This window comes from Mucilaginibacter sp. PAMB04274, assembly GCF_039634385.2.
Lineage (GTDB): Bacteria > Bacteroidota > Bacteroidia > Sphingobacteriales > Sphingobacteriaceae > Mucilaginibacter.
Map to the genome: position 1 here is coordinate 3,188,201 of NZ_CP155081.2, position 26,566 is coordinate 3,214,766.

Sequence of the window (26,566 nt, forward strand, 5' to 3'; positions counted from 1 at the left end):
TTGCCTCCATCCACACAAGTTTACTTAATAGTCTCTGCCCGACTGCCTGAGTTGCTTTTTTACCGACTGTAGGCGCTTTTGTTCCATACGTTTGGCTTTGGCCTGTTTGCTTACCTTACTTGGCTTACGCAATTTTGGTTGATGAAGTGCTTGGATAAGCATGGAAATCAATTTATCCATGGCCCTTTCTTTATTCATAAGCTGGCTCCGCTCCTCCTCACTTATAACCTGTACCAAGCCATCTCTATTAAAACGAACTTGTAGTTTGCTGACAAGGCGGGCTTTTTGTTCATCAGTAAATAATACCGACTGCTGTATATCAAAAAGCAGTTCTACTTTGGTTGATACTTTATTTACATTTTGCCCACCTTTTCCACCACTTCTGGACGCTTTATAAATAACCTCTTTTTGAAGCTCGGCTTTAGAAAAGTTCATTGTTCAAAACTAAGTTTAATTGCTTAACCGCAAAAATTTAGCGCATTTTTGTACCTTAGCACCACGATGAGCAAAAACATTGTGGTGGCTATTGACGGTTATTCCTCATGTGGAAAAAGCACCTTAGCCAAAGCCTTAGCCAAGAAACTCCATTTTATATACGTTGATAGTGGCGCTATGTACCGCGCCGTAACCCTATACTTTTTACGTAACCATGTTAACATTGCAGATGCTGAACAGGTTACCGCAGCTTTGCAGAACATTCACCTGAATTTCCATTCACGCGATTATCAAACACACATTACGCTCAACGGCGAAGAGGTATCAGACGAGATTCGTTTAATGCCGGTATCCGAAAATGTAAGTCCAGTGTCGGCTATACGGGAAGTACGTAAAGAGATGGTTGCCCAGCAGCAGCGCATGGGCAAGTCAAAAAACATTGTAATGGATGGCCGCGATATCGGCACCGCAGTTTTCCCTAATGCGCAGGTGAAATTATTTATGACGGCCGACCCTAAGGTACGTGCCGAACGCCGTTACAGGGAATTGCTGCCTAACAATCCGGATATCACCCTCGAAGAAGTATTTGAAAACATTGCCCACCGCGATTACTCAGATACTACCCGCAAAGAAAGTCCGCTTATGCGTGCCAAGGATGCCGTCATCCTGGATAACACTAACATTACGCCAGACGAGCAGCTGGCCTTTGCATTAGAAAAAGTACAGCCCTTTCTTAAAAACTAACACTATTGCTTTCGGCCTCAAACTTGAGCGCCTGCACACCAAAGCGATTTAAAAAGTCTACCCCTTCATCGCTGGTTAAACCCTTGTATTCTGCATAAGAGTGCTGATAATATACTTTGGTTATACCTGCTGAGTAGATAAGCCGTGCGCATGGCAAGCATGGCGACAGGGTAGTGTACATAGTGGCGCCCTCTAACTTTGCGCCATTTTTCACTGCGTAAAGTATGGTGTTTTCTTCGGCATGGAGGGCCAGTGAGCAGCTTCCCCGGGCATCGCGCGGACAACCGGTTTCGGGCCATTCCTCGTCGCAGTTGTGGGTACCCGCAGGCGGACCATTATAGCCTACGGATATAATACGGGTATCCTTGGTGAGCACCGCTCCTACCTGCGCTTTTACACAATGCGAACGCTTGGCAAAATCATTGGCCAGGTTCATAAATATTTGGTCGAACGAAAGCTTACTCATAAATTCTTAGTGCCCGCCGCTGGCTTCAACATGGTCCAGGTCAATACCCTGCTTACGCAGTTCGCGACTCACCTTCCAGGCAAAGAACGCCAGGTAAGCAAAACCTAATACCGGTACAATGTAAGACAGGTGTATGCCGCTCGTATCAGCCAGTATACCCTGGACCGGTGGAATAATAGACCCGCCCAAAATCATCATGATCAAAAATGCCGACCCTTGGCTGGTATACTTACCTAACCCTGTGATGGCCAATGCAAATATTGATGGCCACATTATAGAACAGCACAAGCCGCCGCTGATGAATGCAAAAGTGGCCACAATGCCTGTAGTAACTAATCCTACTAACATAAAGGCAACACCCAGTAAACCAAATACAGTCAGCGTGCGGGCCGGCTTTTGCTTACCTAAAAAGAAAGCCAGAACTAATACAGCAACGCATATAGCATAAGGGAAAAGATGATCTACCTTTGAGCCAGTTAAATGATTGATAAATAATATTGCGGCAAAGGCCACAAACGGAATGATTACTGTTAATATATTCTTAAGCAAAGGCTTAATGTTGAATGCCCCTACCGAACCAGCCCAACGGCCAATCATTAAGCTACCCCAATACAGCGATATAAATGGCGCTATGTCTTTTTCATTATATCCACCAAAGGCAGGTAACTTTAGTAATGCCCCCATGTTGCTTTGAATAGTAACTTCGGTGCCTACATAGGTAAAAATGGCTATCATACCATAAATTAATTGCGGATAACGCATAGCCCCCCAGCCTTCACTGTTCTTTTGTGCCGAAAGCAGTGAGCTGATCAGTGTAGATAGGATGATTAAAAGTGACGCATATACAAAGTAAGGCTGCGATAGGCCTGTGGCGTTGCTTAACGGACCAGCAGCCAATATCAAACAAAAAGCAATAAATATAATACCCAATGGCTTGTTGGCTTTACTGCTTTGCTCTATCTTTTCATCACTGGTAACTTTTGGCAACTTGGATACCCAGAAAAAGCCCGCAACTGCAATGAATAGACCTGCCAATATGTAGTAAAGGTTGTTTACCGAAGCAATATCAACTTTAACATTTGCATCGCCCTTAGCTGTTCCAAAAAGCATCAACGCTACCACAACAGGCCCCATTAAACCACCAATGTTGTTAATGGAACCAGCAAAGCTTAAGCGGCTAGCGCCGGTTTCTGGCGGGCCTAAGGCAATTACAAAAGGGTTTGCTGCTGTTTGTTGCAAAGAAAATCCAACTGCAATAACAAAGAAAGAAGCTAGTATGAAACCAAAGCTGCCCGAGCCAATGGCAGGCACCATAACCAGGGCACCAACGGCTGATATGATCAGGCCGAGAATAATACCATTTTTATAACCGAGTTTGTTTAATATATCAACCCGGCTGGCCTGCGACGCAAAATAGAGTATTAACGAGCCAATAAAGTAACCACCGTAAAACGTAAAGTCAATAAGCTGCGACTCAAATTGTGTTAAACTAAAATGTGTTTTGCAAAAAGGAATAAAAATACCGTTTGAGGCAGCTAAAAATCCCCAGAAAAAAAAGACAGTAATTAGTGTGTATAAGGCTGAGCCGTAGTTCTTATTATTATTTTGCTCCATATTAAGCGGTTGTTAAGGGGCTTTTAAGTGTGCTAACATAGTTCAATTTTTGTAAATAATACTCATACTTTTACAACTAATCGTCAACATTTTTAAGGTTTTTTGTTTTAAGAGATAAGTTGCATATTCGCCGGGCTTAATTTATATCTGTAATGATTGAAGCTATTATTTCGGGGATTGGTATTGGCTTAGTGCTGACGTTTATTACCGGCCCTGTTTTTTTTGCGCTGATAAAAACGAGCATTGAGAAGGGATTTCATGCAGGCGCAGCTTTGGCATTGGGGGTAGTAAGCAGCGATGTGGTATTTGTAGGTGCCATTATATTTGGCTCGCAGTTGTTTGAAGTGCCAGACAAGGCTAAAGTGTGGCTGGGGGTAATTGGCAGTGTGATACTGCTTATTATAGGTACCCACTATTTAACCAAAAAGGCCGAGGTAAGCTACAATACGCACACGCCGCCCACTGTAAATAGAGCTGGCTACTTTTTTAAGGGGTTCTTAATGTGCATATTTAACCCTACCCTGCTGTTTCATTGGATTACTGTTATAGGAACAGCCAGTACCGTTTATCATGAGGGTATACCAAACCGCCAGCTTAAAATTGCTGTTATGTTTTTAACAATTTTGCTGGTTCAATTTGGCATGGATGTAGTTAAAGCTTTTTATGCCAATAAACTGCGTGATAAAATTTCGGTCAAGCTGGTGCATCAGCTTAATTATGTGGCCGGAGCGGCGCTAATTATTGCTGCTATTGTTATTTTCGACAGATTGGTTACCCATATCGTGTTCTCGCCTATGCCTGCCGGCTAAGGCTTGCCTTGTTAGTCAAAACACAATAGCCGGTTAACAGTTGTATTATATGCCTAACATTCCGATATGAGAAAGTATATTATTTTAGCTGTTATGACGCTAAGTTGCCTCACCAACAGTTTTGCGCAAAGCCAGCAGGAAACTTTAAGACTCTTTTTACCATCTGAATATAATTGGAAGCTTGGTTCAGACCAGGAAAGTGGTAAGAACCGTATGATGGAGCTGATCCCCAAAAATGAGACCTTAAATAACTGGAGCATTATTGTAACTACAGTGAGCATGAAAGGTGTTAAGAACATGAAACTTGACCCTATCATGAATGCAATATTCGAAAAAACCAAGAGCAGAACGCCACAATCCAAGCTCAGGATAATTGAGCGTAAGGACAGCGGCACCAACCCCTGGATAATCTTTAAGATCGAACCTGGGTTAAACGTAAAAAATCCGGAGTCGCAACTCTACTATATATTTCAAGGCAATCAAAATCTATATAACAACTTTGTAGCCGTAAAAAAAGATATGCTGGGTCCCTTACTTGTAGAAAAATGGACCAAAGCTTTCAAGGCCAGCAAGCTTGTTTACAAATAACCAGCAAGATTATTAAAGGCATATAAAAGCAAAAAGGTCCACAGTTGGTAAAACTGTGGACCTTTTTGCTTTTATATCAACGTCGCAGCTTACATGTAAGCGCGTTGGTTTTTACCTTCCATCCAATTTACAAAGGCGCGGTTTACCACTTTATTACCACCCGGTGTTGGGTAATCACCGCTAAAATACCAGTCGCCCAAATGGTCGGGACAAGCTTTATGTAAATTATCCAGCGTTTGGTATATTACCTGCACTTCAGCCTTTACTTCAGCAGGCGTTATAATTTTTGCAATACGGTCTGATACCTGTTGATCGGTAAAAGGCGCATAAATGGCTTTCACATGGTTTTCAACCTGCTCTTTAGGCAATGCGCTGCTGGCTTTAGCCTTTTGGTAAGCATCCAAAATAATATCTTCCTGGCCGGTTTCTTTTAAAAGGCTAATTGCCGCTTCAAAAGCCACAAACTCGCCCATGCGAGACATATCAATGCCATAGCAATCCGGGTAACGTATTTGCGGTGCTGATGATACTATAACAATTTTTTTAGGCCCAAGGCGATCCATAATCTTCAGGATGCTTTGTTTAAGCGTCGTGCCACGTACAATAGAATCGTCTAGTAATACCAGTGTATCGGTTCCTTTGTTTATCAGGCCGTAAGTAGTATCATAAACATGGGCTACCATCTCGCCGCGGTCGGCATCCTGCGTAATAAAGGTGCGTAGTTTTACATCTTTAATGGCAATTTTCTCAACCCTTGGTGCCAGGCTCAATACTTCGCTTAACTCCTCATCAGTAATTTTATCGTCCCGGTTCAGCAGTCGATCGCGCTGGTATTGTTTAACATATTTATTTACACCCTCTACCATGCCATAAAAAGCAGTTTCGGCAGTATTAGGAATGTAAGAAAACACGGTATTTTTGATATCGTTATTAACCTCTTCTAAAATCTGGTTACACAATAACCGGCCTAATTGCTTACGCTCCCGGTAAATCGACGCGTCGCTGCCACGAGAAAAATAGATCCGCTCAAATGAACATGCCTTTTTTACCTTCGGCTCGCTAAACTGCTCTTCAGATACCTTACCACTTTTTTTGATGATAAGCGCGTGCCCGGGTTGTATTTCTTTAATCTTCTCAAGCGGAATATTAAAGGCTGTTTGTATAGCAGGACGCTCAGAGGTAGCTACCACAATTTCATCGTCGGCGTAATAAAACGCCGGCCGAATACCAGCCGGATCGCGCATAATGAAGGCGTCGCCGTGACCTATAATACCGGCAATGGTATAACCACCATCCCAGTTCTTGGCCGATTTTTTTATGATCTTGGCTACATCCATGCTATCAGCAATCATCTTACTGATCTCTATGTTGTCATCATTGCCTTCCCGCTTAAATTGGTCAAACAGGCCCTGAACTTCGGTATCCAAAAAGTGTCCTATTTTTTCCAGTACCGTTACAGTATCGGCTTTTTCTTTTGGATGCTGACCCAATTCGTATAACTGCTCCAGTAATTCATCAACATTGGTCATGTTAAAGTTACCGGCAATTACCAGGTTTCGGGTCATCCAATTGTTCTGACGTAAAAACGGGTGACAACTTTCGATGCTGTTTTTGCCGTGCGTACCGTAGCGCAGGTGGCCCAACAGCACTTCGCCGGTAAAGCTGATGTTTTCTTTCAACCAATCGGCATCCTTCATCCTTTCGGGAAATTCCTTTTCTACATCCGCAAATTTCTTCTGGATGTATTCGAAGATGTCGGCTACCGCGTTGCTGGCCATTGAGCGGTGACGGCTAATGTACCGTTTACCAGGCTCAATATCCAGTTTAATGGTGGCAACGCCCGCGCCATCCTGGCCGCGGTTATGTTGCTTTTCCATTAAAAGGTATAGCTTATTTAAACCGTAAAGTGCAGTACCGTACTTCTGCTGGTAGTATGAGAGGGGCTTTAAAAGACGTATAAAAGCAACACCGCATTCATGCTTAATCTGATCGCTCATGATTTTAAATGAAGCCACGAAAGTACAACTTTTTCTTATTCGTTTCGCGTGTAATTGTCATGCGAAAGCATAAAAAGCGTACTGGTGTTATTTTTGCGAATATTACAATTAACAGGGCTACCGCACCGATGTTACAACAGATTGGCCAACCAGTCCGGAAAAATTCCTAATAAAATTACCACCGCCGTAATCGTCACAATCATAATAAGCAGGTACTTAGAGGTGGCCGAAAAATCGGCTTCCTCATTATCACCCTTCTTCAGAAAAAGGAATAATGGGATTTTTATATAATAAAACAAAGAGACTACTGTGGTAACCGCCCCAGTGATGAGCAAAGCTAACAACACTGGATTATGCCCATTTTGATAAACTGAATAAACTGATGAGAACACCAGCAGTTTGCCATTAAAACCAGCCGAAACCGGTATACCCGTTAACGAAACAAGCAATAGTACAAAACATACCGAGGCAATGGGATACTTTGCCCCCAGTCCTTTATAATCTTCCAGGGCATGTGCCTGCATAGTATTAGCAAAATAACTGGCCAAGGCCAGCACGCCAATATTAGCTAAAGCATATACAGCAAGGTAAAAGTTAAGCGCGTTAATGCCTTGCGCATTAAACGTTACAATAGCCATTAAAGCAAATCCTGTGTGCCCAATGCTGGAATAAGCCAGCAGGCGCTTTATATTTTGCTGCCATACTGCAGCAAAATTTCCGGCTATCATGGTGATAATGCCTGCAGCCGATAAGATGAGACTAAGGTCCAGTTGTTTCCATCCTGAGTTGTAAATAAACGGCGTTAAAAAAGTTATCAGTAAACCAAAGCCGGCTATTTTAGGCAAGGTTGAAAGATATGCCGTAACTGGTGTACTGGCCCCTTGGTATACATCTGGCACCCAAAAGTGCAACGGCACAAACGATAGTTTAAAGCCAATGCCGGCCAGTATAAGCAGTATAGCCAGTGCTGCCATCATTTTATCAGCCTGCTGTAGGTTGCCAATAAACCGTGCATCAAACAAGTTCAGCGTTCCGGTGAGGCCATATACTAAGGATGTTCCATATAACATCACAGCAGATGCAGCCATGCCAAAAAGTACATACTTCAAACCGGCCTCAGCACTAAGCGCGCTCTCTGTACGGTAAGCTACTAACAAATAAGAGGCTATAGACACCATCTCTATAGACAAGAACATCGTTAGCAATGTTGCCGACATTACCATTAAATGCAGGCCTAATACCGAGGCCACTATAATAGTATAAGCATCGCCCATACCCTTTTTGTGCATTTTAAATTGGTTATCCCAACGGAAATACAATAACAGTACAAAGGCCAGTACGTCCATCACCATTTTTAGCACGATGTTGCTATGGTGCAAAATAAGATTACCGTTAAATAGCAGTTGTGCCTCTTGCTTAAAAATAATGTATTGGCCCCAGTCGGCAGCCAGCACCAGCAATATGCCTGCACAGGCTAACATGCGGCAGGCATTACCTCTATTTTTGGGGTAAAAAAGGTCGGCAATTAACACCAGTAAAAACAAAGCACCTAAACAAATCTCGGGTTTAAACAGCGGCAGGCTGCCGAGCACGTCGTTTAATTGTGTTGATATATTGGGCAAAAGGTGCTGCATCACTTAACGAACCATCTGTTTTGTAAATTCGACTACGGCCAGCACCGAGTCGTTAATTTTGCTGAACACCAGTGAGGGCATTATACCTAACGCCAGCGCTAAAATTGCCAGTGGGAACAAAGCCAGCTTTTCGCGTATATGCAAACCCGTTAAAGCTTGTTTCCAGCTTTCGCCTCCTTTTAGCAACTCTTTGCCAAAAAACATGCGTTGCAGCGTCCATAAAAAATATGCGGCACTTAGTAAAATACCTATGGATCCGCATACTGCCATCCAGTTTGGAATAACCGTTGATTTGAAAGCACCAGCCAGCGAAAAAGCTTCGGCAATAAAAGCCGAAAAGCCAGGTAGGCCTAATGACGCAAAAAAAGCGATCATTACATAAGTTGTGTATTGTGGCATTACGGTAGCCAATCCACGGAAGTTATATATATCCCGGTCATGCACCCGGTTGTATATAACGCCGACTAGGAAGAACAACATGGATGATAAGAAGCCGTGACTGATCATCTGCATCATAGCGCCGCTCACCCCTTCGGCTGTTTGCGAAGCCAAACCTAACAATACAAAGCCCATGTGCGAAACGGATGAATAAGCGATTAGCCTTTTTAAATCGCGCTGTGCCAAGGCATTTAAGGCGCCATATATTATCGAAACAACGCCCAGCAAACCAAGCCAAAACGCACCCGAAGCTGCCACTTCGGGGAAGATACCCATGCATATACGGATAATGCCGTAGCCGCCAATCTTAAGCAACACACCCGCTAAAATAATAGATACCGGTGTAGGCGCCTCAACGTGCGCATCGGGCAACCAGGTGTGTAAAGGTACAACCGGCACCTTGATGGCAAAAGCAATGAAGATCACTACAAAGCCCACTACTCTTGCCGGCATTCCGAACAGCGTTTGATGGCTTAGCACTGAGAACACTGAACCTTGCTGATAATTAGCCGGGTTCATCATGTGTATGATGTTAAAGGTATGGTTGCCGGTTGCCGGATCGGTAACTGACAGGTACAGGCCCACCATAATTAAGAGCATGAACACTGAGCCAAACAGCGTGTATAAAAAGAACTTAATAGCCGCATACTCGCGCCTTACCCCACCCCACATACCAATAAGAAAGTAAAGCGGCAGCAGCATGAGCTCATAAAACAGGTAAAATAAGAAAAAATCAAGCGCGCAGAATACTCCGGCAACAGCCATATCCAGCAGCAGGAACAATACGAAAAAACCTTTCAGGTTTTGTTTAATCTCCCATGAGGCCAGTACTGCTATTACCATTACAACAGCCGTCATTACCAGCATTAATACCGATATGCCATCAATACCTACAAAGTAATCAATCTGCATATGGCCTGCATTGCCTAAATTCAAGCTAATCCAGGGTGTTTTTTGTACAAACTGAAATTGACTTTCATTATTAACGCCAGCATAAGCCGCGCCTGTTTTAAAATTCAAGTATATAAATACGCTCAGCGCTAACTGTATGATAGTTGCCGCAAGCGTTATATATTTAAAAATTTGCTTAAACGATGATGGAAGCACCAGAATAAGCAAACCGAAAAGGGCAGGTATAAATATGAATAAGGTTAATATATTCATCAGGTTCAGATCAGTATTTTAATGATAAAAAGGGTTAGAATTAAGGCCAGCATGCTATATAAATAGTATTGCACTTTGCCGCCTTGAAAACCACGGAAAAAATTGCCTATTGCTTTAACTAACAGGGCCAAAAAGTGCAAAGTACCGTCAACAATATAACGGTCAGTCCAGGCGGTGAGGCTGGCTAGCAGGCCGCTGGCTCTTTGTAGTAAATTTATAACGCCATCAATAACCTGGCGATCAAACCAAAACAAGGCGTTGCTTAATAATAATACGGCTTTCACTACGGTATTTTGATAAAAGGTATCAATATACCAATGATGGTATGAAAGCTTGAATAAAAAGTTGGTTTGACTAAATACCAGTTTGCGTTGCTGAATATAAACTGCAAAAGCCCAATAAGCTACAAAAACGCTCAATATGTTTATGGCAACTGGAATAATGGTATGATAGATGTTTTCGCGTGCCATATAATCAGCCGGCCGTAAACCCTTAAATAACCAGGCATGTTCATACAATAACGGATGCAGTGAAAACAATGGGAACAAGCAACAAAGCGTTAAAAAAACCAGTGGTATACGAAAGCCCCAACTACCATCGCCAATATGAAGTTGCATGTCAGGCAGTATTTCCTTAAGCCTGAACTCTCCAAAAAACACTTTAAACAGTAAACGGGCTACATAAAAAGCGGTAATGCAACTGGTAACTAAAATACTGATGGGTATAATTTTGTATGCCCAGCTCTTATTTTCGGCCCATTCAAATGCCTGTATTAGTATACCATCCTTAGAGAGGTAGCCCGATGTAAGCGGCCCGCCAACCAAGGCCAAACAACCAACAAGCGTTGCAATAAATGTTAACGGCATCTTTTTACGCAAACCACCCATATACAAGATATTCTGCGGATCGATATCGAGTTGGTTTTCATCTTTAATGTGCTGCACCTCATGTATAATAACACCTGCACATAAAAACAACAAACACTTAAAAAAAGCATGCGTAGCCAAATGAAAAAGCGACGAAGCATAGGCATCGATGCCCATTGCAGTAATCATGTATCCCAGTTGAGATATAGTGGAATATGCCAATATTCGTTTTAAATCATTTTGTGTAAGCGCTATGGTAGCTGCCAAAAACGCCGTAAAACACCCTACAATAGCCAGGGCGTTTAATTCATATATGTTAAATAGCGGGTAAACACGCCCCAGCAAAAACACGCCGGCCGCAACCATGGTAGCTGCATGTATTAATGCAGAAACAGAGGTTGGTCCCTCCATTGCATCGGGCAACCAGGTATGCAGTGGAAACTGGGCCGATTTTGCAGCCACAGCCAAAAATATGCCTGTAAATGCTATATACTGCCATACTTGAGGCATTTGACCTGTTGGGGCCAGCCAGATTCCATTTTGCACGATAGATTTGACCACCAAGCCGTATTGACCGAACAATTCAACTAAATCAAAAGTGTGGTATTGGGCAAACAGAATAATAATCGCTGAAAGCAATCCAATGTCACCTATTCTGTTCATTATAAAGGCTTTTTTATTAGCCAGTACAGCGCTGTCACGTGTAAACCAAAAGCCAATGAGCAAGTATGATGAAAAGCCTACTAATTCCCAAAAGGCATATACGAGTACTAAACTATCGACTACTACAAGAGCCAGCATACTAAAACAAAAGAAGCTGAGGTAAGTAAAATAACGGTTCTGTTCAGCAGGTTTAATATAAGCTGTAGAATAGATATGTACCGGCAAGGCAATAACCGTAACCAGCAGCAACATAAACACCGACAGATTATTGAGCAATAAACCGCCGTAAACGTTAGTTTGGCCAATAGTAAACCAAAGGTTACGAATATGTATCTGCTCAGCATTCCATACTTTGCCAAATACGGTTGCAGCCAGTATCACACTTGCCAAAACAGCCAATGCAGAAATCCACCCTGAAACCTTACCTGCCTTAGCAGGCAATAAAAAATTCACAAGCGAAGCAACAAGCGGCAGTGCCACCGCCACAAGGGCGTAGTTAGTAACGGTTGCAGTATGTGATAAATCAGTAATCAAGGTTTGGTTGTGATTTTAACAATAGCTTTTTCGCCAGTTTTTGGTTTTTTGAACTCAACGCTTTTTATGGCACTTTTAGGAAGACTGAACACAGTGCCTGGAGTTTGCCTGGCAGAGTCGGCTGGTTGCCGACCGTTAATTAAATAACGGAAACTTGCCGTGTCAGACTTGTGCTTTAGATACCTTTGTAGTTTAGCCGAAAATTCGGCCAGTTTATTCAAAGTTTTACGTTTCACGTACTTTTGCGTTTTTACTACTATCACACCATTTACGCCATCATTACCGTACACTGCGGTACTGTTAGCGTCTTTTAAAATCTCAATCGATTCTATGTCGTTCGGATTTACTCCTGATAAGGCAGACACATCTTTTGTAACCACATCATCAATTACGTATAAGGGTTTTGGAGTGTTCTGATTGCTGGTGGTAATCACCATGTGATTATCCTGGGCTTTAATAACGCCAAAAGCAAATACTAAGAAAAAAATGTATACAAGCCTCATTTTACTTAGTCTTTTAGTTGATTTACCTTGCCCGGATCAATAGTACCGTACCGCCTGTAAACATTCAATACGATAGCCAAAGCTACAGCCGTTGAGGCAGCAGCCAATACTATGGCAAACAAGGCAAATGCTTGCCCACCATTATCAAGTCTATCGAACTTACCAAAAACTACCAGGTTAAGTATAGCAGCATTAAGCATCAGTTCTATGCCAATGAGTATCTGCACCGCATTTTGCTTAGACAGAATCATGTAAAGGCCTATGCAAAACAGCCCGGCACTTACTATCAGGTAATGAGTAAGTGTAATCATGCAGTCGCCTCCTTTCTTGACAAATGCGCTGCTCCTACTAATGCCATTAACAACAATATAGATATGGCCTCAAAGGGCAGCAGGTAATTGGTCATAAGATTAACGCCCAGGTTATTAATCGTGACATTTTGCGGCGTTATTACATTCTGTTTTTCAACCGCTTGTTTTAACCAGGTGGCATCATCAACATGACCACGCAAAAATATATAGGCCATCATTACGAAAAACAAAATAGCAAGCAGCAAAGCCGGCAGATTATTAACAGCGATCAGCCGTTTTTTTTGCTGCTCCAAGGCGGCCAGCGACTCGCGCCCCGACAGCATAAATGCAAATAAAATCAGTACCAGTATACCACCAACGTACACTACTATTTGGGTTACCGCCACAAAATCGGCCAGCGACAAAACGTATAAACCAGCCAGTGCAAACAGCGTTATAAAAAACATAAACACCGACCTTACCAGGTTCCGGCTGCCAGCTGTATACAAGGCTGAGCCAAGCGCAATAACAGCCATAACGTAAAACATTATCGTTACTAAACTCATGCACCACCCTCCTTAGCCTTTATGGCAGCTTGCTTGGCTGCCAACCGTTCAGCCTGCTGCACTTCAATTTCCTGCTTTTTTTCAGCTATAAGTTCGGGGCTCATGTCTGAGAAACTGTAAGTGAGGTCGCCTAATTGATAAACGCTGCGATCGTATTGGTTAGTCATGGTAATGCACTCTGTTGGGCATACAACCGTACACAGACCGCAGTACAGGCACTTAGCCATATCAATATCAAACTGCGCTGCATACAAGCGTTTGGTCGAACCATCCGACGTTTGGCCTATGGCCTGCGTAGCTTTAATGGATTCAATGCTGATACAATCAACAGGGCAAATTTTGGCGCAAAGGTCGCAAACAATGCAGTCATCAATCTCCACATCCAACTGGTAACGTCCAACCTCGGGTATAGGCAGTTGTTGTTTAGGGTATTGTATGGTATTTGTACCTTCCTCCAGCTGCTTAAAATAATTGTCTGATTTTACAGAAATAGTATTGCGTTTACCGTTAGCACCCAAAAGATGGCGCAAGGTAAGTGCCAGGCCTTTCCAGGCCGTTATAAATGCGTTATATGTGTTTTTAATTAACAATTTCTTCTGTCCTGATTTTGTTGATTGATGAAATATTCAATTAACAATATACTCATAATTGATAGCTTGCCAGTTGTGCAAATTCACAACTTACAATTAATTTACATTACCCACAAGCGCCATATGCCTGATACAATCATACACAAAAAAGCCAGCGGCGTTAAAACTTTCCAGCACAGGTCCATTAACTGATCAACCCGCAAGCGTGGCAATGTCCAGCGTATCCACATTTGAACGCCAACCAGCATCAGTGCTTTAAGCAACGTCCATAAAATCCCAAATCCAATACCAGTTGTCCAGTCGGCCAGTTTTATAGGGCCAATGTTAGGTAAGATAGTGTTCCACCCTCCTAAAAATAACACCACAGCTACCATCGATACTAAAAGCATCATCGAGTATTCGGCCAAAAAGACGAAAGCAAACCGAAGACCACTGTATTCGGTATGGAAACCAGAGACCAATTCAGATTCAGCCTCAGGTATGTCAAAAGGCGCGCGGTTACTTTCGGCTAAAGATGCTATAAAGTAAATGACGAAAGCTACGATAAGATGCGGCGCTTTAAACACGTTCCAACTCAAAAAACCGCCTATATGTGTAACATCCCAAATGCCTAAAAACTTCACTTTCTCTTGTGAAAGTATGCCTTGCTGCATGGCAACCTGTTGCAAATCGAGCGTTTGTGAGATCATGACCACTGCAATAAGCGCAAAGCCGGCCGGAATTTCATAAGAAATTATTTGTGCCACCGACCGCATGGCCCCCAATATAGAATACTTGTTGTTGGATCCCCAACCGGCCATTATTATACCTAAAGATTCGATTGAGACGATAGCGAAAATGTAATATAAGCCGATATTTATTTTTGATGGTATGACATCAGGAGCCCAGGGCAAGGCAGCAAACCCAAGGTATACGGCAATAAATATGATTACTGGTGCAAGCATAAAAAGAACTTTATCGGCCGCGGCGGGCGTAATAAGTTCTTTTTGAAGCATTTTTAGTATATCTGCAATAGTTTGCAGTGACCCGAATTTGCCCGTCTCGGTAGGTCCTAAACGGTCTTGGATAAAGGCCGATAGCTTTCGTTCTGCGTAAACGCCAAATAGCGTAAACACTGCTACAAAAGTAAACAGCCCAATGGCAACCAATATGTAAATGATATAAAAGCTCAATGCAAACCGATTTACAAAACGGTGCAAACTTAGCTATTTATGTTCAGAATGATAAGCGGCTGTTTAGAATTATTCTATCGTGGTGGTAGAGATTAGTTGATTAGTTAAAATTTCCAGTAGGCATTTTTGGTTAAAAAGAGGTAGCGTTTTAGACAACTCAACAACGAACTAATTAACCATTCAAGAACTTAACAATTTTGCCCTACTAAATAGCCACATACTCCGACTTAACCGGAGCTGAAAAGAAAAGTGAGGCGTGCTGATCGAACTCTTGGGTATCGTCGGTGGTTGTAAAGAATCGTTTGACACCGTTTTGCGTAATATTGCTTTCAATTTCGGAGTGGCGTTTCAGGTAATCAACCAGGCTGTTAGCTACAATATCACCCTGGGCTACCACTTGAATGTTTTCTGGCAAGTACGCCTTTATCCTATCCTGCAATAATGGATAATGCGTACAGGCTAGCAATAAGGTATCAATGCTGGATGACTGGGCCAAAATTTGATCGAGATATAGCTTGATGTAGTATTCGGCTCCAGGTTTGTTATACTCTCCATTTTCAATGAGCGGAACCCATAGAGGACAAGCCTGCTGGTAAACCTTCACATCCGGAAAAAACTTGTTAATCTCAATGGCATATGACTCCGACTGTACGGTACCTTTTGTACCCAAAACGCCAATCTCGCCACTTTGGCTATAGTCCCCAATTACTTCTGCCGTAGGCCTTATTACGCCAAGTACGCGTTTATTAGCATAACCGTTTAACATATCACGCTGCTGAATAGTGCGTAATGCCTTAGCCGAGGCCGTATTACAAGCCAGTATAATAAGCGGGCATCCTTGCCCAAACAACCATTGTACACACTCCCATGTGTATTGATGAATGGTGTTAAATGAGCGGTTACCATACGGCGCACGGCTATTGTCACCAAAATATATGTAATCGTAACCGGGCAGCTTTTCTGCAATAGATTTAAAAACGGTTAGCCCTCCTAAACCAGAATCGAAGATACCTATGGGGCGGGTTGACTGCATGGTGCAAAAATAAAAAAAGCGAGGGCAATGCCCTCGCTTTTAATTTCTAATATCACTTAATGTTATTTAACACCTAATTTCAATTTTACTGAGGCCATCAGGTCGTCACCAGCCGGCGATACGATTAGGCCGGTTGTACCTGAATCGATAACATAAGTATAACCTTTTTCTTTAGCTACTGCATTGATAGCAGCTTTAGCTTTATCGCTGATTGGTTTGAATAACTCAGCGCTTTTTGCTTGCACTTGTTGCTGAGCAGTGTTGTTGTAATCCTGTATACGTTTGTTGATGTCTTGTAACTCAGTTTCTGAAGCTGTACGTGCAGCATCCGTCATGGTTGCGCGGTTTTTTTCATATGCAGCGCCTTTAGTTTGAAACTCGTTTTGCATAGTACTCAATTGATCTACAAATGTTTTTTGGTAGGTCTGTAATTGAGCTTGTATCGGCTTTAAGTCAGGCATTGATTCAATTAACTGGTTAAAATCAATGTAGCCAATTTTAGTTTGTGCTTTAGCAAAACCCGCCGTCAATAACATAAATCCTGCTACTAAAGCAACTTTAAATAACTTTTTCATTTCTTCTTTTTGTCTGTGTTTAATCGTGTGCTATTTTAATCAAAAAATTTTACTTTGCAAAGGTGCCGGGTTTTAAACCCAGGCGCGTAACCACCGCATCGCTCTTGTTATAACGGGGGTTGGCATACAGCATCATCACTTCACTGTTCTTGTCAAATACCATATCCAGGTTTTCGCCCTCGGCAACTGCTTGTATAGCTTTAGACACTCTTTCTTGAATAGGTTTAACCAAGCTGCTGCTGCGTTGTGAAAGTTCTCCGTCCGGACCAAACTTTGAACGCTGAAAATCCTTTGCTGCTTTCTCTTTGTCTACTATTTCGGCCTCACGGCGTTTCTTCATATCAGCGGTCATCAGCACCTGATCGGCCTGATAGGCTTTATATAAGCGGTCAATTTCCTGAAATCTGCCATCCACTTCGCGTTGCCATTGGTCTGACAGGGCCGCCAGCTGCTTTTGTGAAGAGGCATATTCGGGTATGTGACGCAAAATATAATCTGAGTCAACATAAGCAAAACGCTGTGCCATTGCGCTTGCCAAGCCCATCAACGTAAATGTTAATGTAATCAGTAACTTTTTCATTCTCATAAATTAATTAAATCCACCATTTAAGCTTTGTGCGATAGAGAAGTGGAACTGCCCTTTATTAGCATCGCGTATTCCCGGAATCTTGTCGAAACCGTAACCGTAATCCAAGCCGAGTAAACCAAATATTGGCAAGAATATACGAGCGCCCACTCCTACTGAACGTCGGATATTAAACGGATTGTAATCTCTAAAATTGTTCCAGGTATTACCACCCTCAGCAAATGTAAGCAAGAAAATTGTTGCCGACTGACTTGCAATAACAGGGTAACGTAACTCCATGGTAAATTTGTTATAAATAGGGCTACCCGGGTTATTATCGGCAGTATACTTACTACCCACAGGTACCAGCGAGAAGTTCTGATAACCACGTAAGCCTATGATCTCACTACCCTGCAAGAACTGATAAGTAGCCATACCATCACCACCTAATTTAAACCGCTCAAACGGCGATTGGCCAACCTGTTTGTTGTAGCTGCCCAGGAAACCGAAACGGGTCTGCGACATCAAAACCAACTTGCCACTAATGCGGGTAAACCACTGCGCGTCAAATTTCCACTTATGGTACTCCACAAACTTGTAACGTTCTTCAGGAGTAGCAATACGATAGTTTGTATTGTTGAATAGTGAGTATGGCGGCGTTACCTGTAGTGTGAAGCGTATGTTTGAACCACTGGTTGGATAAATAGGCGCATCAACTGAGTTACGGCTAAACTCCTGCGTTAACTTAATGTTGAACGAAGTACCGTTAGAGAACAGGTAACCGGTAAAGTTATCCAGTTTATAATGGTCAAAGTTAAGCGAGTAATTTAACTGGAAATAGTTATCCGGCCAGTTTAAACGTTTACCTAATGTTACACCAATACCGTTTATACGCAGATAATTGTAAAGCGGGTTGTCTTTTGCATAGAACTGACCAGTAGAGCTTAACTGCGTGTAGGCCGATAAGCTGAAATAAATTGGCTTTTTACCACCTAACCATGGCTCAGAGAACGTAAACGAAAAGTTCTGGTAGTTTTTACCATTAGCCTGACCACGTAAACTTAATTTCTGACCATCACCTTTAGGCAGCGGTTTATAGGCTTTACCGTTAAAGAGGTTTCTAACTGAGAAGTTATTGAACGTTAAGCCCAGTGTACCCACCAGTTGCCCGCCACCAAAACCGCCCGAAAGCTCGATCTGGTCTGACGGCTTTTCAACCACGTTGTAGATAATATCAACCGTGCCATCCTGCGGGTTAATGTTAGTAGGCTTAGGCTCTATCTTCTGCTCATCAAAATTACCTAATTGAGTAATTTGACGGGTACTGCGTACAATGAGTGACTTTGAAAACTTTTGGCCTGGCTTGGTTGCTAATTCCCGGCGCACTACCTTATCGTTGGTTACATCGTTACCTTTAATAATTACCCGGTTAATAGTGTACTGTGCACCTTCATAAATACGGATATTCAAATCAATCGTATCGTTATAAATACGTGTTTGCACAGCCTCTGAGTTAAAGGTCAGGTATCCATCATCAAGATAAAGGGAATTAATATCCTGCCCATCAGGACCACCGCCATTTAAGCGTTTGCCCAACTCTTCTTCGCTAAATACATCTCCTTTTCCAATGCGCAGTATCTTATTAAGCACAGTTGATGAATAACGTGCATTACCGGTAAAGGTAATATTGCCAAAGTAATACTTGCGTCCCTCATACACTTTAAGCTTTACATTCACTGTACTCTCATTGTGTTTCCAAACAGAATCGCTAACAATTTCGGCATCGCGGAAACCTTTGGCCTGCATTTTCGCAATTAACGCCTGCTTATCCTCTTCGTACTGATCTTGCTTAAATTTCTTGGAACCGAACAGGTTGTAAAACCTGCGCTTACGTGTCTTTGGTAAATATTTGCGCAGCTTGGCCGTGCTAAACTCTTTATTACCTTCAAATATTACATCGTTAATTTTAACCTTCTGTTTCTTATCGATAGCTACATTCAGGATAACGCTATTAGAGTCGGCCGGATCGCGCAGCTGCTTTATGTCAACGGTTGTGTTTAAGTAACCTTTTTCGTTGAAGTGTTTTTTAATGATGGCTGTTGTAGTGCTCAACAGGTTTTCATTTACAATTTTCCCGGTTTTGTCATTCAACTTTTTTTGAACGTCTTCAATTTCGCCCTTACGAATACCGTTTAAGCGCAACCGTGATAAACGCGGGCGTTCAGTAACAAATAATTCAAGGTCAACGGTGTCCAGGTTGATACGTGTGATATTTAACTGCACATCATCAAATAACCCCTGCGACCACATGTTTTTTAAAACATTGGCCGAAGCCTCGCCAGGCAAATTGATACGGTCGCCTTTATTAATTTTGGCAATTTGTATCAATACATCCTTGTCGAGGTATTTGGTACCGGCAACGGTTATTTTACCTATTATATAATCCTTAGGGTTCAGATAACTTAAGCTATCGGCAGGAATAGAAGATTTGCTCAATCGGCTTCCCCCTATTTGGGCAAAAGCAGCAGCGCTCATCAATGAAAAAAGAATAGCAAAGAAAATTTTATTCATCCGAATATTTTGTGGTCGCTAAAGTAATTTAAACGTTTGTTAAATTTTGTTAAAAGAAAAATTAGTTTACCTGCTCACTGGTCTTTCCAAAGCGGCGTTCGCGTTTCTGGTAATCCAGAATGGCCTCATAAAGGTCTTCGCGCCTGAAGTCGGGCCATAGTTTATCGGTAAAATACAACTCGGCATAGGCTATTTGCCATAGCAGGTAATTACTAATACGGTATTCGCCGCTTGTTCTAATCAGCAGTTCAGGATCGGGCAAGTTGTGGGTATACAAATTTTTTGCAAATACTTCTTCGGTAACATCTTCTGGCTTTAATGTACCCGCTTGCACTTGCTGTGCTATGTTTTGAGCAGCTTGTGTAAGTTCCCTGCGTGAGCTATAGCTTAAAGCCAGGGTAAGTACCAAGCCTGTATTGCCTGATGTTTTCTCGATAGCGCTTTTCAACTCGCGGTGGCATTTGCCTGGCAGCATTTCCAAATCACCAATGGCGTTTAACTTTACGTTATTGCTCATCAGCTTTTTAATCTCTTTATTAATGGTGGCTATCAATAGCTCCATGATGGCAGTTACCTCAAAGCTTGGACGGTTCCAGTTTTCGGCCGAGAAGGTGTATAATGTAAGGTATTTAACCCCCAGCTCGCCGGCGCCTTCTACTACATCACGTACAGACACTACGCCGTTATGATGACCAAACACGCGTAATTTGCCTTTGCCCTTAGCCCAACGGCCGTTGCCATCCATAATGATAGCTACATGCTCAGGGAGCCGTGATAAGTCGATCTGTTCTTTATACCCCATAATACTAATGCTTAAAGCCTTGCAGTACGGCACGCAAGGCCCCGTTGCAAGAAGCCGTTAAGGCTGGTTCTGTAGCTACTATTATTTGTTTTGAGTTATACACTTTGTTGAAATAACCGGGGTTCGAGCCAGATAAGCCTTACCAAATCCCATTTTTTTCAGGGAACAAAGGTAAAACTATACTTTGGTTTTTTTATTATACACAAAACAAAAAGAAAATGTATTTGTAAGCCGCATAAGGCTTTATAAAAATGAGCAACAAAAAAGCCTGGCTTAATAGCCAGGCTGCAAACTAATAAAGATTGCTATTTTAATAAATAGATTGCTTTTTAAGCATATCGATATCTTGTGCCGATATATCAACAATAGCATATCTGGAGTTTTGGCTAATGTTCAGTTCGTCGAGCGTATTTACGAGATTGCCATAAACAGAATGATTACTGGGCTTAACCAACACTACCACATCTTTGCCTGTTGCAGCGTATATACGTTCTTTGGCGTCAAGCAATGCCTTACGCAAGCCGTTTTTGCTAAAATCTAAGACAGATGGCATTGCCGTTTCGGGCATACCCTGGTACAGTAGCACTTTATTATCCTTGCCTAAACACAGGGTAACTGTACGACTCTGTGGTACAGGATCACTTGGCCCGTCAACCGGCATGGCTAAATCCATGGCCCTGGGCTTGGTTAAAGTAGTGGTGAGCATAAAGAAGGTAACCAGCAGAAAAGCCAGATCAACCATAGCAGTGAGGTCTACACGCAGATTGTTGGTTTTGCGCACTTTTTTGTCACCATTTTTTTCGGGTGATGCATTTAGCTCGGCCATAATGGGTAAGTTTTAAAGGTTAAACAATTGGTTGTTAGTAGTTAAACGAATATAACTATTTAATTGTTCTCTTTTGCAAGCGTTAGATTTCCGCTTGTTTGCCTACCGATGTTTTTATGAAAAAATGCTTTTTTACGCAATTAAGCTGTTCAATGTGGCGTCTGACTCTTGAAACACTTTGCTATCACCAAAATTAAGGTTTATCAAATATTATTATTAAGATCAATAAACACATTCGCCTACTAATCAATACTTTATATCTGAATACGAAACAGATCACATTGCCCTATCAGGGCTTAATGACTCATCAGCAATTTAGACAAGTGAAGTTGCACGCTTGCATTACTGGACTGAAATAACGCTATCCTTCCTTTTCTACCTGTAATAACACTTCTGGCTCAAAAAAATGTAAGAGATGCCGATAGTGTATAGCATGTAAGTATCATGCTTACGGAGGTCGCCGCGTTGAGTGCCTGGGGCACCTATGTTAAAGCAACCATTGCGTTCGCCGCTGCGATCGGAAAGGGCCAGAGCAATCGGGTCGCGAAAAGCGTTGGGGCTGGTATACAGATTGGCTACATCGTCCAGCCGGTCGGTATATGCAGTACGATACCCTATATCAGCTACCAAACTCAATTTGCCCGAAATATTATATTTTACTCCTCCACCAAAAGGAATAGCAAATGTGCTGTTTTTATAGGGTACACGCTGCCCTTCGGTACGCAGCGGCCGCAGTTCATACGTTTCGTTTTGATAAGTAGCCTGCGGATTGTAACGCGTAGAAGCTATGCCAGCGTAAATAAAAGGCGTGAAACTGTTATAACCATCGCCAGGCAAATACTTCAAAAAATTAAACTCGCCGGTTACAGCCAGTTCGCTCATTGGTGTAAAAAAGCTCAGGTTGCGATCACGCTGTTGCTGGTACTTGGATGTGCTGTCGGCGCCCTCGATTTGTGCTTTGGTAAAGCTGGCTTTTATAGATATATAGCCGTTAACATTATAACGCATTAGTATACCGGCAGCCAAACCACTTACCTGTAAGGGATTGCGCTGATTAAGATCGCCCTGGTAACCAGCAGCACCAGCCTGTACACCGATTTCCCACTTTTGGGCCTTTGCACAAACACCCACCATCATCAAAACCACCAAAGTAAGCAAGCCCCGCATTTTACAAATTTAATAATTGCGAGCATCTAATCCCCACAATAATTTATTTCTCAGCGTGGCCAGGTAACTCTCGTTATTGAGCCTGATGAGGTTTACACTAAAACCGGCTTTACGGATGTCAAATTTCATACTACTATCAATCACAGCCGTTCGCGAATCGCAAGATATAAGGTAATTAGCGCTCCGGGTTTCTACCTCAAACGTAAGCGAGCAGGTATCGGGCAGTACTATAGGTCTAACATTTAAATTATGTGGCGATACCGGTGTTACTACAATGGTATCTGATTGAGGGTAGATAATCGGTCCACCGCAGCTTAGTGAGTATGCCGTAGAACCGGTTGCTGTTGATATTATAATGCCATCGCCCCAGTAGGTGTTTAAAAACTCACCGTCCAGGTAAGCGTGCATGGTAATCATGGCCGAGTCATCGCGCTTATGGATAGTAATATCATTCAGCGCAAAATTATGCTTGCCAAAAATCTCTGCATCTGAGCATAAGCAGATCAACTCGCGTGAATCGAGCGTAAACTCGCGGTTTACCACTGCATATATAGCAGCAGCAATATCATTTTTGTTTACACTGGCTAAAAAGCCCAGCCTGCCAAAATTTATACCAATAACCGGAATACCGCTATCGCGTATCTGCGTCACCATATCAAGCAGGGTACCATCGCCGCCCAAAGTAATAACCACATCAACAACCCCGTTAAGTGGCTGCTCGCTCTCTAATATTACACATGTAAGGTTGTTGATTTTACCCTGCAGAGCTGCATGGAGCTGTTGGTACAGGTATACTTCAACCTTGTGTTGAGCGAGTACATCAAATACTTGCTGAATAAACGGAAGCACCGTATCGTTAAACTGCCTGCCGTAAACTGCTATCCTCATAAAATTACATGTTCAGGTAGTTCATAAAAGATTCGTACCTGTTCAAAGAATCATCATCGTCATCGTTATGATTAAAGGTTGCTTTTACATCATAGCCGTAACGTAAAAAGGCGGCGTTGATAGAGGAAATATCCAGTTTATTCAATTTAAGCGTTATTTCAAGTTTAGTGGATTCCGGAAAAGTGCGCACGTACGAACTCAGAATCTGGGCATTGTCTGATTCGACGATCTGGGCCATTTGCGACATGGAATTGTTTTTATTGCTTATTTCAAGCACAATGATGCCGCCTGGCTGTACGGCGGCTGTTATTTCGGCAAAGTAGCTATTCATTACGTTAAGGTCAATAACGCCTGAGTAACTTTTGGTTGGCCCCAGCACAGGTACCATGGTTAAATGATGCTCGTAAAACAGCCTGATTACGTCGTAAACATGCTGATCTTCGAACACAAAATTATTAACGTGCAAATGCGGTATGGAACTTACCGGCAGCGTATGGTCCGGGTCGGTAATGTCGCTTTCGGCCAGCAGGCCGATAAACGTTTGCTCATTTACAACCGGCAGGTGCCTTACACGAAATTCTACCATACGGTCAATAGCCCGTTGTATGGGATCAGTGGTAGTAACCGGTGGTATAGTGTTGGCAGCTAACTCGATTGCAAGCATAAGTTAAACTTTTTGTTTTACATGTTCTAAATACTCACGCAGTGCTTTGTTAAACTCCTGCGGTCGTTCCATCATAGGTGCATGGCCACATTGGTCAATCCAGTAAAGTTCCGAATCGGGCAACAACTGGTTGAACTCTACGGCTACTTCGGGTGGTGTAATTTTATCATTTTTACCCCAAATTAGCCCAACCGGCAACTTTATTTTAGCCAGATCCTTCGCCATATTGTGCCTGATGGCTGATTTTGCCATAGCCAATATACGCACAACCTTCGATCTATCGTTAATGGTGATAAAAACCTCATCAACCAGATCTTTGGTTGCTACAGCCGGATCATAAAAAGTATAGGCAACTTTTTCTTTTACAAATTCATAGTTCTCGCGGCGCGGAAACGTGCCCCCAAAAGCATTTTCATATAAACCCGAGCTTCCTGTTAATACAAGTGTCTTGAGCCTTTCGGGATGAGCAAGAGTGTAGATCAGACCCACATGGCCACCAAGAGAGTTACCTATAAGGGTAATGTTGTCGAGCTCCATTTGCTTTATAAAACGGTGCACATACTTGCTCAGCGTTTTAACACCTGTAGTTAATAACGGCAAATCGTATATAGGCAGTATAGGGATAATTACCCTGTACTCATTCTTAAACTCTTCAATCACTTCCTCCCAGTTGCTTAAGGCACCCATAAGGCCGTGCAGCAGCAATAATACCTCGCCCTGGCCTTCATCGATGTATATAAATCCTTTTTCTTCTTTAAGCACAAATTTCATATCGGGGGTGTGAATATCTATCAATTTTGGTATCAGCTCATTATACTACTTTTATAATCGGTATAAAACAGTTAATCGCTGGCTATAAAAGTAGTTTTTTGAAACAGAGTTTCAATACTTAAACAAATTAATTATGCCAGCAATTGTTTTACCACTTCAGATATAGTTTTACCGTCGGCTTTACCGGCCAGTTCTTTGTTGGCTGCGCCCATTACCTTACCCATATCTTTTACCGAAGTAGCACCTACCCTGCTTATTAAATCCTTAAGATAAGTTTCTATTTCTTCGCGACTCATCTGTTGCGGTAGATAGGCCTCTATTACCTCCATTTCCTCCTTCTCTATCTGGTACAAATCCGGTCGGTTTTGGGCCTGGTATATCTCAGCCGATTCTTTGCGCTGTTTAACCAGTTTTTGCAGTACTTTAATTTCGGTTTCTTCCGTTACTTCCTCCGCAACGCCTTTTTCGGTTTTAGCCAGCAGCAAAGCCGATTTTATGGCGCGCAGGCCGCGAAGCCTGGCTTCCTGCTTAGCCAGCATGGCCTGCTTAATATCCTGATCTATTTTTGTAGTTAGCGACATTTTGTGATTAATTTATTGGTTAATTATATTGATAGTTATGGCTGGCGAAGATGTATATGGAATGAGTAAGACAATGCCGGCTTTTCATACGCTTTGACTAATCATCCGTCAAACACTATTATTTAACTCACTTTCTGTTTATCATTGTTCCGGTGGCTTGTGCCGTTGGCATAAGCACAAGGTCGTTGATATTAACGTGTGCCGGCCTGGAGGCTACCCACCATATAGTGTCGGCTACATCATGCGCAGTTAATGGTGTAAAGCCTTCATAAACCTTTTTAGCCCTGTCTTTATCACCTTTAAACCGCACTTCCGAAAATTCGGTTTCTACCGCTCCCGGATGAATGGCTGTTACTTTAATACCGTACTGCAACAGATCCATACGCATCCCCTTAGTCAAAGCATCAACCGCCGACTTGGTAGCACAGTAAACGTTACCATTAGGGTATACATCTTTACCCGCAATGGAGCCGAGGTTGATAATATGGCCGCGCCCGTTATCAATCATCCAATTGGCCACGGTTTTACTTACGTACAATAACCCTTTTATGTTAGTATCTACCATGGTATCCCAATCGGCAAAGGTTCCTTTGTTTATGGGATCCAGCCCCTGGCTTAGGCCGGCGTTGTTGATAAGTACATCTACCTGTTTTAGTTCGGCCGGCAAAGTTTCCAGATGATGGAGAACCTGCTCCTGCGAACGGATATCAAAAGCTGCGGTAGCTATACGCACGTTGTAGGTAGTGTTGAGATATTGGGCCAATTGATCGAGCCGGTCTTGCCGGCGGCCTGTCAGTATCAAGTCGTACCCTTCGCGGGCAAATAAGTGTGCACAGGCCTCGCCTATTCCGGCGGTGGCTCCTGTTATTAAAGCAATTTTAGCCATAGGAATACTTAACTACTGGCAGCGAAATTATGTTTTTTAAAGTAGAGTGAAGAATTAGAATAAAGTTTAAGCTCTGGCTTACTTCTGGATGTTATACCAATTTGTAGGTTAACTCAACTGTGATACATAGCAACGATAGCATAAAGCAATAATAAACACATTAA

General features: G+C 42.5%; 27 protein-coding genes. 3 read left to right on the forward strand and 24 right to left on the reverse strand.

What is annotated here, in order from left to right; translation table 11 throughout:
- Positions 1-24 precede the first annotated feature (24 nt).
- Entirely contained in the window at positions 25-435 is a 411-nt protein-coding gene (gene arfB, locus ABDD95_RS13380; RefSeq protein WP_345947833.1) for an alternative ribosome rescue aminoacyl-tRNA hydrolase ArfB, read from the reverse strand.
- Between the two features lie 66 nt (positions 436-501).
- On the opposite strand from arfB, the gene cmk reads away from it, so the two are divergent.
- Positions 502-1,179, forward strand: a complete 678-nt coding sequence (gene cmk / locus ABDD95_RS13385; protein ID WP_345947834.1) for a (d)CMP kinase — start codon at positions 502-504, stop codon at positions 1,177-1,179.
- Here the strand turns inward: cmk and ABDD95_RS13390 are convergent.
- Together ABDD95_RS13390 and ABDD95_RS13395 are read right to left on the reverse strand one after the other, a co-directional pair.
- Complete coding sequence (locus tag ABDD95_RS13390; protein WP_345947835.1) at positions 1,169-1,645, reverse strand: dCMP deaminase family protein; 477 nt, start codon at positions 1,643-1,645, stop codon at positions 1,169-1,171. The two genes, cmk and ABDD95_RS13390, sit on opposite strands and share 11 nt — an antisense overlap.
- 6 nt (positions 1,646-1,651) lie before the next feature.
- Complete coding sequence (locus ABDD95_RS13395; RefSeq protein ID WP_345947836.1) at positions 1,652-3,259, reverse strand: MFS transporter; 1,608 nt, start codon at positions 3,257-3,259, stop codon at positions 1,652-1,654.
- 152 nt (positions 3,260-3,411) lie between these two features.
- On the opposite strand from ABDD95_RS13395, the gene ABDD95_RS13400 reads away from it, so the two are divergent.
- Both ABDD95_RS13400 and ABDD95_RS13405 read left to right on the forward strand, forming a co-directional pair.
- Complete coding sequence (locus ABDD95_RS13400) at positions 3,412-4,068, forward strand: LysE family transporter (protein ID WP_345947837.1); 657 nt, start codon at positions 3,412-3,414, stop codon at positions 4,066-4,068.
- A gap of 66 nt (positions 4,069-4,134) precedes the next feature.
- Positions 4,135-4,656 (forward strand): hypothetical protein, encoded by a 522-nt coding sequence (locus tag ABDD95_RS13405; protein ID WP_345947838.1) that lies wholly within the window; start codon positions 4,135-4,137, stop codon positions 4,654-4,656.
- Between the two features lie 89 nt (positions 4,657-4,745).
- Here the strand turns inward: ABDD95_RS13405 and ABDD95_RS13410 are convergent, their stop codons facing one another.
- The 21 genes from ABDD95_RS13410 to ABDD95_RS13510 form a co-directional block, all read right to left on the reverse strand.
- Complete coding sequence (locus ABDD95_RS13410; protein WP_345947839.1) at positions 4,746-6,653, reverse strand: amidophosphoribosyltransferase; 1,908 nt, start codon at positions 6,651-6,653, stop codon at positions 4,746-4,748.
- A gap of 131 nt (positions 6,654-6,784) precedes the next feature.
- The gene (locus tag ABDD95_RS13415) at positions 6,785-8,287 is read right to left on the reverse strand and encodes an NADH-quinone oxidoreductase subunit N (protein WP_345947840.1); all 1,503 of its coding nucleotides are present in this window, start codon (positions 8,285-8,287) and stop codon (positions 6,785-6,787) included.
- 3 nt (positions 8,288-8,290) lie between these two features.
- Positions 8,291-9,889, reverse strand: coding sequence for an NADH-quinone oxidoreductase subunit M (locus ABDD95_RS13420; RefSeq protein ID WP_345947841.1), 1,599 nt, complete (start codon positions 9,887-9,889; stop codon positions 8,291-8,293).
- Between the two features lie 5 nt (positions 9,890-9,894).
- Positions 9,895-11,952: an NADH-quinone oxidoreductase subunit L gene (locus ABDD95_RS13425; protein WP_345947842.1), complete on the reverse strand. Its 2,058-nt coding sequence runs from the start codon at positions 11,950-11,952 to the stop codon at positions 9,895-9,897.
- Positions 11,949-12,455 (reverse strand): TonB-dependent receptor plug domain-containing protein, encoded by a 507-nt coding sequence (locus ABDD95_RS13430; protein WP_345947843.1) that lies wholly within the window; start codon positions 12,453-12,455, stop codon positions 11,949-11,951. Before ABDD95_RS13430 ends, ABDD95_RS13425 begins: the two co-directional genes overlap by 4 nt.
- Positions 12,456-12,460: 5 nt before the next feature.
- Positions 12,461-12,766, reverse strand: coding sequence for an NADH-quinone oxidoreductase subunit NuoK (gene nuoK, locus ABDD95_RS13435; protein WP_345947844.1), 306 nt, complete (start codon positions 12,764-12,766; stop codon positions 12,461-12,463).
- Positions 12,763-13,311 carry an NADH-quinone oxidoreductase subunit J gene (locus ABDD95_RS13440; RefSeq protein WP_345947845.1) on the reverse strand — a complete coding sequence of 183 codons (549 nt, stop codon included), beginning with the start codon at positions 13,309-13,311 and terminating at the stop codon, positions 12,763-12,765. Before ABDD95_RS13440 ends, nuoK begins: the two co-directional genes overlap by 4 nt.
- Positions 13,308-13,901, reverse strand: coding sequence for a 4Fe-4S binding protein (locus ABDD95_RS13445; protein WP_345947846.1), 594 nt, complete (start codon positions 13,899-13,901; stop codon positions 13,308-13,310). Before ABDD95_RS13445 ends, ABDD95_RS13440 begins: the two co-directional genes overlap by 4 nt.
- A 101-nt stretch (positions 13,902-14,002) precedes the next feature.
- Positions 14,003-15,073: an NADH-quinone oxidoreductase subunit NuoH gene (gene nuoH, locus ABDD95_RS13450; protein WP_345947847.1), complete on the reverse strand. Its 1,071-nt coding sequence runs from the start codon at positions 15,071-15,073 to the stop codon at positions 14,003-14,005.
- Positions 15,074-15,278: 205 nt separating this feature from the next.
- Positions 15,279-16,106: a glutamate racemase gene (gene murI / locus ABDD95_RS13455; protein ID WP_345947848.1), complete on the reverse strand. Its 828-nt coding sequence runs from the start codon at positions 16,104-16,106 to the stop codon at positions 15,279-15,281.
- A 62-nt stretch (positions 16,107-16,168) separates the two neighbouring features.
- Entirely contained in the window at positions 16,169-16,681 is a 513-nt protein-coding gene (locus ABDD95_RS13460; RefSeq protein WP_345947849.1) for an OmpH family outer membrane protein, read from the reverse strand.
- A 49-nt stretch (positions 16,682-16,730) separates the two neighbouring features.
- Positions 16,731-17,261: an OmpH family outer membrane protein gene (locus ABDD95_RS13465; protein ID WP_345947850.1), complete on the reverse strand. Its 531-nt coding sequence runs from the start codon at positions 17,259-17,261 to the stop codon at positions 16,731-16,733.
- Between the two features lie 9 nt (positions 17,262-17,270).
- Entirely contained in the window at positions 17,271-19,817 is a 2,547-nt protein-coding gene (bamA, locus tag ABDD95_RS13470) for an outer membrane protein assembly factor BamA (RefSeq protein WP_345947851.1), read from the reverse strand.
- Positions 19,818-19,878: 61 nt separating this feature from the next.
- On the reverse strand, positions 19,879-20,619 hold the full coding sequence (locus ABDD95_RS13475) for an isoprenyl transferase (protein WP_345947852.1): 741 nt from the start codon (positions 20,617-20,619) through the stop codon (positions 19,879-19,881).
- Positions 20,620-20,929: 310 nt separating this feature from the next.
- A complete protein-coding gene (locus tag ABDD95_RS13480) occupies positions 20,930-21,445 on the reverse strand; it encodes a biopolymer transporter ExbD (protein ID WP_345947853.1) in 516 nt (171 codons plus the stop codon).
- Between the two features lie 375 nt (positions 21,446-21,820).
- On the reverse strand, positions 21,821-22,612 hold the full coding sequence (locus ABDD95_RS13485) for a DUF6089 family protein (protein ID WP_345947854.1): 792 nt from the start codon (positions 22,610-22,612) through the stop codon (positions 21,821-21,823).
- 9 nt (positions 22,613-22,621) lie between these two features.
- Positions 22,622-23,500: an NAD kinase gene (locus ABDD95_RS13490; protein WP_345947855.1), complete on the reverse strand. Its 879-nt coding sequence runs from the start codon at positions 23,498-23,500 to the stop codon at positions 22,622-22,624.
- A 4-nt stretch (positions 23,501-23,504) separates the two neighbouring features.
- The gene (locus ABDD95_RS13495; protein WP_345947856.1) at positions 23,505-24,164 is read right to left on the reverse strand and encodes a CBS domain-containing protein; all 660 of its coding nucleotides are present in this window, start codon (positions 24,162-24,164) and stop codon (positions 23,505-23,507) included.
- 3 nt (positions 24,165-24,167) lie between these two features.
- On the reverse strand, positions 24,168-24,935 hold the full coding sequence (locus ABDD95_RS13500) for an alpha/beta hydrolase (protein WP_345947857.1): 768 nt from the start codon (positions 24,933-24,935) through the stop codon (positions 24,168-24,170).
- Positions 24,936-25,066: 131 nt separating this feature from the next.
- Positions 25,067-25,516 (reverse strand): GatB/YqeY domain-containing protein, encoded by a 450-nt coding sequence (locus ABDD95_RS13505; RefSeq protein ID WP_345947858.1) that lies wholly within the window; start codon positions 25,514-25,516, stop codon positions 25,067-25,069.
- A gap of 127 nt (positions 25,517-25,643) precedes the next feature.
- A complete protein-coding gene (locus ABDD95_RS13510) occupies positions 25,644-26,402 on the reverse strand; it encodes an SDR family NAD(P)-dependent oxidoreductase (protein WP_345947859.1) in 759 nt (252 codons plus the stop codon).
- Positions 26,403-26,566: the final 164 nt, after the last annotated feature.

What these genes read in the sequence shown, in the direction of transcription:
- arfB (WP_345947833.1), bottom strand. Translation starts at nt 435, where the DNA reads ATGAACTTTTCTAAAGCCGAGCTTCAAAAAGAGGTTATTTATAAAGCG.
- cmk (WP_345947834.1), top strand. Translation starts at nt 502, where the DNA reads ATGAGCAAAAACATTGTGGTGGCTATTGACGGTTATTCCTCATGTGGA.
- ABDD95_RS13390 (WP_345947835.1), bottom strand. Translation starts at nt 1,645, where the DNA reads ATGAGTAAGCTTTCGTTCGACCAAATATTTATGAACCTGGCCAATGAT.
- ABDD95_RS13395 (WP_345947836.1), bottom strand. Translation starts at nt 3,259, where the DNA reads ATGGAGCAAAATAATAATAAGAACTACGGCTCAGCCTTATACACACTA.
- ABDD95_RS13400 (WP_345947837.1), top strand. Translation starts at nt 3,412, where the DNA reads ATGATTGAAGCTATTATTTCGGGGATTGGTATTGGCTTAGTGCTGACG.
- ABDD95_RS13405 (WP_345947838.1), top strand. Translation starts at nt 4,135, where the DNA reads ATGAGAAAGTATATTATTTTAGCTGTTATGACGCTAAGTTGCCTCACC.
- ABDD95_RS13410 (WP_345947839.1), bottom strand. Translation starts at nt 6,653, where the DNA reads ATGAGCGATCAGATTAAGCATGAATGCGGTGTTGCTTTTATACGTCTT.
- ABDD95_RS13415 (WP_345947840.1), bottom strand. Translation starts at nt 8,287, where the DNA reads ATGCAGCACCTTTTGCCCAATATATCAACACAATTAAACGACGTGCTC.
- ABDD95_RS13420 (WP_345947841.1), bottom strand. Translation starts at nt 9,889, where the DNA reads ATGAATATATTAACCTTATTCATATTTATACCTGCCCTTTTCGGTTTG.
- ABDD95_RS13430 (WP_345947843.1), bottom strand. Translation starts at nt 12,455, where the DNA reads ATGAGGCTTGTATACATTTTTTTCTTAGTATTTGCTTTTGGCGTTATT.
- nuoK (WP_345947844.1), bottom strand. Translation starts at nt 12,766, where the DNA reads ATGATTACACTTACTCATTACCTGATAGTAAGTGCCGGGCTGTTTTGC.
- ABDD95_RS13440 (WP_345947845.1), bottom strand. Translation starts at nt 13,311, where the DNA reads ATGAGTTTAGTAACGATAATGTTTTACGTTATGGCTGTTATTGCGCTT.
- murI (WP_345947848.1), bottom strand. Translation starts at nt 16,106, where the DNA reads ATGCAGTCAACCCGCCCCATAGGTATCTTCGATTCTGGTTTAGGAGGG.
- ABDD95_RS13460 (WP_345947849.1), bottom strand. Translation starts at nt 16,681, where the DNA reads ATGAAAAAGTTATTTAAAGTTGCTTTAGTAGCAGGATTTATGTTATTG.
- ABDD95_RS13465 (WP_345947850.1), bottom strand. Translation starts at nt 17,261, where the DNA reads ATGAAAAAGTTACTGATTACATTAACATTTACGTTGATGGGCTTGGCA.
- bamA (WP_345947851.1), bottom strand. Translation starts at nt 19,817, where the DNA reads ATGAATAAAATTTTCTTTGCTATTCTTTTTTCATTGATGAGCGCTGCT.
- ABDD95_RS13475 (WP_345947852.1), bottom strand. Translation starts at nt 20,619, where the DNA reads ATGGGGTATAAAGAACAGATCGACTTATCACGGCTCCCTGAGCATGTA.
- ABDD95_RS13480 (WP_345947853.1), bottom strand. Translation starts at nt 21,445, where the DNA reads ATGGCCGAGCTAAATGCATCACCCGAAAAAAATGGTGACAAAAAAGTG.
- ABDD95_RS13485 (WP_345947854.1), bottom strand. Translation starts at nt 22,612, where the DNA reads ATGCGGGGCTTGCTTACTTTGGTGGTTTTGATGATGGTGGGTGTTTGT.
- ABDD95_RS13490 (WP_345947855.1), bottom strand. Translation starts at nt 23,500, where the DNA reads ATGAGGATAGCAGTTTACGGCAGGCAGTTTAACGATACGGTGCTTCCG.
- ABDD95_RS13495 (WP_345947856.1), bottom strand. Translation starts at nt 24,164, where the DNA reads ATGCTTGCAATCGAGTTAGCTGCCAACACTATACCACCGGTTACTACC.
- ABDD95_RS13500 (WP_345947857.1), bottom strand. Translation starts at nt 24,935, where the DNA reads ATGAAATTTGTGCTTAAAGAAGAAAAAGGATTTATATACATCGATGAA.
- ABDD95_RS13505 (WP_345947858.1), bottom strand. Translation starts at nt 25,516, where the DNA reads ATGTCGCTAACTACAAAAATAGATCAGGATATTAAGCAGGCCATGCTG.
- ABDD95_RS13510 (WP_345947859.1), bottom strand. Translation starts at nt 26,402, where the DNA reads ATGGCTAAAATTGCTTTAATAACAGGAGCCACCGCCGGAATAGGCGAG.